Source organism: Exiguobacterium sp. A1_3_1, assembly GCF_048985645.1.
GTDB classification, from domain to species: domain Bacteria; phylum Bacillota; class Bacilli; order Exiguobacteriales; family Exiguobacteriaceae; genus Exiguobacterium_A; species Exiguobacterium_A indicum.
Genome location: NZ_WBYY01000172.1, coordinates 1 through 6,874 on the forward strand (window position 1 = coordinate 1; position 6,874 = coordinate 6,874).

The window sequence follows — 6,874 nt, forward strand, 5'->3', positions numbered from 1 at the left end:
TTAAAAGCGGTGTTGCCTTCCGAGCGACGATGAAGAACAGCAACATATAGCCGAGGGCGATCAAGATCGATGTGAGGGATGCGAGTAATGTCGTTCCACCACCGAGAAGCAGTCCCGATAAGACCGACAAGTAGACAGCGAGGAAAATGTCCTCGAACATGATGATTCCAAGAATCAATTCCGTCTCCGTGTTACCAGTCCGGCGGAGATCAACGAGGACTTTCGCCACGATCGCACTCGAGGAGATCGTAATGATTCCGGCGATGACGAGTACTTCATAGAGTGGGAATCCGGCGATGAATCCATAGAGTAAACCACCTGTAAAGTTAATCGATAAATAGATCGTTCCGCTCGTGACGATCGATTTTCCAGACCGGATCAACTTACCGATCGAGAACTCGAGTCCGAGATAGAACAAGAGGAATAGGACGCCAATTCGTCCGAGGAAACTGATGAACTCAGCACTTTCAATGAACTTGAAGTCTAGTATCCCGATTGTCGGAGCGTGCGGTCCAACAATCATCCCGAGAATAATCAGAAACGGGATGATTGAGAAATTGAGTCTGTTCGCGAGCACTGCCGCGATCGCCACTAAGATAAGCGCGGTACCGACTTCAAATATGAGATGATCCATATATTATCCGCCTCCTTCGATTGAGAATAATGCTTTCGTGATGTGACGGACGTTTTGACGTTCTCCTGACAGAACAATCGTATCTCCCGCTTCAAGGCGCGTTTCTGGTCCAGGATTTAACGATTTCGAACGGTCATGTTTAAGCACTGCAATGATCGAGATGTCATATTGGTTACGGACATCGAGTTCCCCAATCGTTCGATTGTTGACCTTTGAATCCTGACCGACTTTGAACCACTCGATGACGAGATCATCAAACGCGAGTTCAATTTTTTCAAGATCCTTTGGCTTATAAGATAATCCTCCGAGAATCCCTGCCATCTGACGAGCTTCTGCATCATTGAACGTCACGCTCGAGATGCTCTCATCAAAATCATCGTCATCATAATGATGCATTTCGCGTCGTCCGTCGTCATGGACGATGACGACCACCTTATCTCCTCGTGTCGTGATGCCTTCGAACTTCCGTCCGATTCCTGGTAAATCTACTTCGCGCATATCCATCTGTTATTTCCTCCTTTTTATTTTTTACAAATGATGATTCGCTTTGTGGATGAGCGTCTTGAACGTCTCATCGCTCAATATATCTTGAAGGTCATGCAGCTGTTTCAAATCCGCTTTCGCCATGATGACAAACCCGTCCTCCTCAATGAATGCCACGCGATCTCCTTCCTCCACTTGCAAGGCCTGCCGAATTTTTTTGGGGATGGTGATCTGTCCTTTTGACGTTAACTTTGATAGCTCCATCACGAACTTCCTTCTTTCTGTGTTTTTCTTGTATTCCTTACTTCCTTACTTTTCTTATTTCCAATATAACATAGTTCTAAACTTATTCCGAGTGTTTTGCTTTGAATTAAAATTTAAAAATCGATTTTCTTTTTGTTCAACCGTATGCATACGATTATTTTCAAGACATCTTACAATAAACATAGAAAAACGCATCCTAATCTAAATGGATGCGTTCTTCGTCTTATTGTTATTCGGAGGTGATTTTATGTCGCAATTATTTTTAATTGCGTTTGTAATCTATATTTTATCGTTGAACGTGGCAGCAATCTATCTTATCTATAAACGAATCGTACCAGCTGTAGTCGCCGGCTTAACAATTCTCTTCCTGATTCCAACCGTCAGTTGGACCGTCATGGTACTTTTTGTATTCGCTTTATTCGTTACACCAGTCATGGATTGGTTTGAAGGTTTAGAAAGTCTGATTAACCTGATGTGGATTGGTCTGCTGAACGGATGTTGCTACATCTTATTCGGAACCGTTAGATGGATCATTTCAATGATTTGGAGATGATTCTTTGGTCGGAACAATCTTTAGCCCTTTTTCACCTAGGTGATGGATGGACCGTTCAATCGCTGTTTCGATGTATCCGTCCAATTGATGCGGCAACAAGATATCATATTCTTGTGGCAGAATGGTTCGTTGGTCCTCTTCTACCTCGCCAACAAATTGTGGAAGTGCTTTCCACCTCGACTGTACACTCACTTCATGAAGCGCTCCGTTGATCGCTTGTTCATTCCAGTTCACGAACGGAGCGATGCGTGTATTGTACCGCCTAAAATCATCATGATACCTTGAACCGATCGAGGCGTCGGCTATGATTGATTGTCGTAACCACCCCATATAAAAACCGCGTAACCAAATATCGTCCGCTATCAGATGGACGTAATAGCCACTTCGAAAAGATGGATCCCAAGACGTCGAGTCTCTCCAAAATGCTTCGTAGTCAATTGTTCGTGTCCCGCTCGCTAATTCACCCGTATAATAGTGGGCTTGCTCCTTCTCGTCATAGCGTGCATCAGGAGCGACCGCACCGAGAAGAAATCGAGCGGGGTCAAGTTCCGGTAATGACGTGATCAGCCGTTGTCCGATGTAAGCATGCATCAGTCGTGAACCCATCTCTTACTTCCCTTCATAATCACTACGCGTGATCGCATAAATCTTTAAATCCCAGAAACGCTCTTTAACAAATAAAGCACTCCGCGAGATTCCTTCAAATGTCATACCGATTTTTTCCATGACACGAGCTGATCCATCATTCGCAACAAAACAACGGGCTTGCATGCGCTCGAGTCCGAGTGTCTCAAAACCGTACTGTACGAGACGCGCTGCTGCTTCCGGCATCAAACCCTTCCCCCAGTAATCGCGCGACAGCGCATAACCGAGTTCTGCTTGCTGTTGCTCAAACGAGACTTTGATGAAATCAATCGTTCCGATGACTCGTCCGTTCGCTTTGTCTTCAATCGCCCAAGGTGCCGGATTCCCTTGTTCGTATTGTCGAAGGATGTGCTCGACGAAATGCTCAGAGTCCGTGAGGCTTTTATGCGCATGCCAGCTGACATAACGCGCCGTCTCTTCATCTTTCGTGTAGGCATAGATATCTGCTGCATCTTCTGTGCGCACCGGTCGTAAACGGAGTCGCTCCGTTTCAAGTACAGGCAAAGCTTGATATAAATCGATGGTCGTTAACATGATTGAACCCTTCTTCCTTTGATTTTTTCCAAGTATACCCACTCTTCCATAAAAAGTATAGAGATATACGAAAACGTTATCTGAATTTTCTGGTATACTATTGGAAAATGATGTAAGAAAGGATGCTGTCATGTCTTCTCGAGAACGAACCCTCTTAAGTGCGCTCGGTATTTCACAGTTTGGTGACTTCATTTATCTCGTTGCGATCAACGTATACATCTATCGCTTGACCGGCTCTGCGTCAGCCGTTGCTGCGCTTTGGATCATCAGTCCGGTCGTCTCTCTCGTCATCAAGTCGTTCGCGGGAAGTTGGGTCGACCGATCCGACTTACGTCAACTATTGATTCAGACTGATTTGTTGCGTGCTTTCTTAATCGGTATCATGCCATTTCTACCACTATCGTTGCTTTACATCGACTTGATCGCCTTAGCCATCATCAAAGCGGTCGTTGAACCGGCAACGTTGACCTACATCACGACGCTTGTTCCTCAAAACGATCGGGCGTCGTTTAATGCCTATCGTAGTCTGATCACGTCTGGTGCCTTTTTGATCGGGCCTGCTCTCGCTGGAGGACTGCTCTATGTTGCTTCTGCTGACGTTGCCATTTGGCTCAACGCTGTCTCGTTTTTCGGATCAGCTGTCTTGCTGATGCGCTTGCCGCGTTTTACTGCTGCGGTCGAACGAGGGATGCGGCTGCAAGACATTATATCCGATTGGCGGCTTGTCTATCAGTTCAGCAAAAGTGCACGCTACGTGACCGGATTGTATATCCTCGCGATGCTGATGATGATCGCGACACTTGCGCTTGATACACAAGAAGTCATCTTTTTACAGCGAAGCATCGGGTTATCGGAAACCGACTATGGTTTACTGATGAGTCTGACTGGGATTGGTTCCGTCTCCGGCAGCTGGGTCGTCGCTCGCTACGCTAAAACCCTCTCCGTTCGGATGATGCTGACGATTGGCTATGTATTTGTCGCTGCCGGTTACATGCTGTATGCAAGTGCGAATTCGTTTTCAATCGTCTGTATCGGTTTCTTGTTGCTCGGTTGTTTCCACGCATTTGCGGGGACCGGTTTCCTAACGTTCCAACAAACGAATATTCCACTACACTTAATGGGACGCTTTACGAGTCTTTACGGAGTCGGTGTCAGTCTGCTACAGATTCTAGCGATCGTCGGCATCGGTCTGCTCGGTGATATCTGGTCGATTCGCTTCAGTACGATTCTATTTGCCTGCCTCCTCGTGATCGTGACAATCTGTTTTCTCGGATTGGTTCTCCTCCCGCGCAAGCAACGGTACTTTACGACGAACGAAGTTAAAGCAGAGCGACACGCCTAAAAAACAGGGAACCCCGTCAACACGGTGTTCCCTGTTTAAGTTGCTGTTTCATCACTTCTGCGTGTGCGACGAGCGGAAAAGATCCATCTTGTAGTTGTTTTTGCAGTCGCTTCGCTTCTACCCAAGCGAGCGCATATTCCGCTTGTGAGACATCCCCTTGATCTCGTGCTGCTTCTAGTTCGTCCGTGTCGATTAACAAAACTTGTCCCGATGGCAAGGAGATCAGATCGAGAAACAAATCCTCCCAGTAGATACGTCCGTCCTCCACTCCGGTACGAAGACAGATATCGATATAGGTTTGTACCAACTGACCTGCGGCGTCAAACATCGAGGTCACGGCATGATGGGCATCGCTTGGGAATTGTTGTACCCAGACGTAACCAGCGTCAGCGATTCGAATCGTTTCGTCACCATAACGGACGTCTAACGGTGAAGCGACTTCAATGAGTTGAAGGAGTGTCACATGTCCTACGAACACTTCGCTGTCTACCTGTTCATGAACATAGTGTCGTTGTGTGATGCGACGCCAGTCACGTCGATCGGCATAGCGTTTCTTGATCATTTACCGGTTCCCCGTTTTTTCCTTAGTGTGCCATACCCAACTTCTTTTTCATTCTAATTCTTTTAAAAAAGGGGCAACGGATTTTTTCCGTTACCCCTTACTTCATCATTTTGCCGTCTCTGAACCGTGTAACGCAGCACCATTTGTCTCGATGACGTGACGATACCAATCGAACGAATCCTTTTTCATCCGTTCCATCGATCCGTGACCTTCGTTATCCCGATCGACGTAGATCATGCCGTAGCGTTTTTTCATCTCCCCTGTCGTAAAGGAGACGATGTCGATGACGCCCCACGGCGTGTAACCAATCAACTCGACACCATCTTCGAGTACAGCTGCTTTGAATGCTTCGATATGCGCACGCAAGTAATCAATTCGCGCCGTGTCATGAATCTGACCATCCTCGATCGTATCGATTGCACCAAAGCCGTTTTCGACGATGAACAATGGAATCTGATAGCGGTCGTATAGACGATTCATCGCATATCGGAGACCAACCGGATCAATTGCCCAACCCCAATCACTCGACTGGATGTATGGGTTCTCAACGCCGTTTGCGAGACCACCGTTGACGATGTTGCCCGTGTTATTGACGACAGCATCATGTTTGACGGTCGTCGACATGTAGTAACTGAATCCAAGATAGTCGACCGTTCCGTTTCGCAAGATTTCTGCGTCACCGTCTAGAATCGGAATATCATACCCTTCCCGTTTGAACTCATTCAACGCATAAGACGGATAGTAGCCGCGGACTTGGACGTCTGGGAAGAAGTAGCGCTGACGCATCGATGTCTCAGCGAGCAGAATATCTTCCGGATGCGATGAGTACGGATAGATCGGTACGTGTGAGACCATTGCTCCGATTTCGAAGTCCGGGTTGATCGCTTTCCCTTTCGCGACGGCAAGTGCACTCGCGAGCAACTCGTGGTGACCCGTTTGATACATGACTTCCATCGCGTTCTCTTCCGGATCAAGGAGGACACCGGAATTCGTCCAGAGGAATAATGGATTGCTGACATCCATCTTGTTGTTGATTTCATTGAATGTCATCCAGTACTTGACCTTGTCTTTGTAACGTGTGAAACAGACTTCCGCGAATTTTTCGAAGAACAGCGCTACTTTCCGGTTGCGGAATCCACCGTATTCACGTGCGAGGTGGAGTGGCATCTCAAAGTGCGACAGTGTGATGATCGGTTCGATGCCGTATTTCAGTAATTCGTCGAAGACGTCATCATAGAACTTCAGTCCTTCTTCGTTCGGTTCTGTCTCGTCCCCGTTCGGGAAAATCCGACTCCAACCGATTGACGTCCGGAGACACTTTAGTCCCATCTCAGCAAACAGGGCGATGTCCTCTTTATAACGGTGATAAAAATCAATCGCCTCGTGATTCGGATAAAATTCATTCTCCTCTACCTGATCCGTGATACGTCGTGCAACGCCGTGCGCCCCTGCCGTCAATACATCGACGACGCTCGGTCCTTTTCCACCAGCGTTCCAGCCGCCTTCGAATTGATGCGCTGCTAACGCACCGCCCCATAAGAAATCGTTTGGTAATGTCTTCATCTTCATGTCCTCCTTCTATTTCTCTTACTTGATGATTGTCAAGATCTGTGTGTTTGCCGTCGTGACCGTCTCGTCCGTCGGTAGGATTTGCGCATAACTCTGCGTGTTCGTGATAATGATTGGCGTGATCGTCTCAAGTCCATGCGCTTCAATCGCTGTCGCATCAAACGTTACGAGTAGATCGCCTGTCGTCACGGATTCGCCTTCTTTGACGTGAAGCGTAAACGGTTTACCGTCGAGCGTCACGGTCTCAAGACCGACATGGATCAAGACCTGTCTCTTATACACATCTCC

General features: G+C 47.3%; 10 protein-coding genes. 2 read left to right on the forward strand and 8 right to left on the reverse strand.

Annotated features, from left to right (window positions below):
- The 3 genes from F8N00_RS14940 to F8N00_RS14950 form a co-directional block, all read right to left on the reverse strand.
- On the reverse strand, positions 1–634 hold a 634-nt coding region (locus F8N00_RS14940), incomplete at its 3' end, for a cation:proton antiporter (protein ID WP_421018487.1).
- A 3-nt stretch (positions 635–637) separates the two neighbouring features.
- On the reverse strand, positions 638–1,138 hold the full coding sequence (locus tag F8N00_RS14945) for a cation:proton antiporter regulatory subunit (protein ID WP_023468484.1): 501 nt from the start codon (positions 1,136–1,138) through the stop codon (positions 638–640).
- A 24-nt stretch (positions 1,139–1,162) separates the two neighbouring features.
- Positions 1,163–1,381, reverse strand: a complete 219-nt coding sequence (locus F8N00_RS14950) for an AbrB/MazE/SpoVT family DNA-binding domain-containing protein (protein WP_023468485.1) — start codon at positions 1,379–1,381, stop codon at positions 1,163–1,165.
- 247 nt (positions 1,382–1,628) lie between these two features.
- On the opposite strand from F8N00_RS14950, the gene F8N00_RS14955 reads away from it, so the two are divergent.
- On the forward strand, positions 1,629–1,934 hold the full coding sequence (locus tag F8N00_RS14955) for a hypothetical protein (RefSeq protein ID WP_421018488.1): 306 nt from the start codon (positions 1,629–1,631) through the stop codon (positions 1,932–1,934).
- Here F8N00_RS14955 and F8N00_RS14960 read toward each other — a convergent pair.
- Positions 1,917–2,540: a zinc dependent phospholipase C family protein gene (locus tag F8N00_RS14960; RefSeq protein ID WP_421018489.1), complete on the reverse strand. Its 624-nt coding sequence runs from the start codon at positions 2,538–2,540 to the stop codon at positions 1,917–1,919. The two genes, F8N00_RS14955 and F8N00_RS14960, sit on opposite strands and share 18 nt — an antisense overlap.
- 3 nt (positions 2,541–2,543) lie before the next feature.
- A complete protein-coding gene (locus tag F8N00_RS14965; RefSeq protein ID WP_421018490.1) occupies positions 2,544–3,113 on the reverse strand; it encodes a GNAT family N-acetyltransferase in 570 nt (189 codons plus the stop codon).
- 130 nt (positions 3,114–3,243) lie between these two features.
- On the opposite strand from F8N00_RS14965, the gene F8N00_RS14970 reads away from it, so the two are divergent.
- Complete coding sequence (locus F8N00_RS14970; protein WP_421018491.1) at positions 3,244–4,455, forward strand: MFS transporter; 1,212 nt, start codon at positions 3,244–3,246, stop codon at positions 4,453–4,455.
- Between the two features lie 16 nt (positions 4,456–4,471).
- On the opposite strand, the gene F8N00_RS14975 is transcribed toward F8N00_RS14970, so the two are convergent.
- The 3 genes from F8N00_RS14975 to F8N00_RS14985 all read right to left on the reverse strand — a co-directional run.
- Positions 4,472–5,017 (reverse strand): DUF402 domain-containing protein, encoded by a 546-nt coding sequence (locus F8N00_RS14975; RefSeq protein WP_421018492.1) that lies wholly within the window; start codon positions 5,015–5,017, stop codon positions 4,472–4,474.
- A 105-nt stretch (positions 5,018–5,122) separates the two neighbouring features.
- Positions 5,123–6,580 carry a 6-phospho-beta-glucosidase BglA gene (gene bglA, locus F8N00_RS14980; RefSeq protein ID WP_421018493.1) on the reverse strand — a complete coding sequence of 486 codons (1,458 nt, stop codon included), beginning with the start codon at positions 6,578–6,580 and terminating at the stop codon, positions 5,123–5,125.
- A gap of 24 nt (positions 6,581–6,604) precedes the next feature.
- On the reverse strand, positions 6,605–6,874 hold a 270-nt coding region (locus F8N00_RS14985), incomplete at its 5' end, for a PTS glucose transporter subunit IIA (protein ID WP_421018494.1).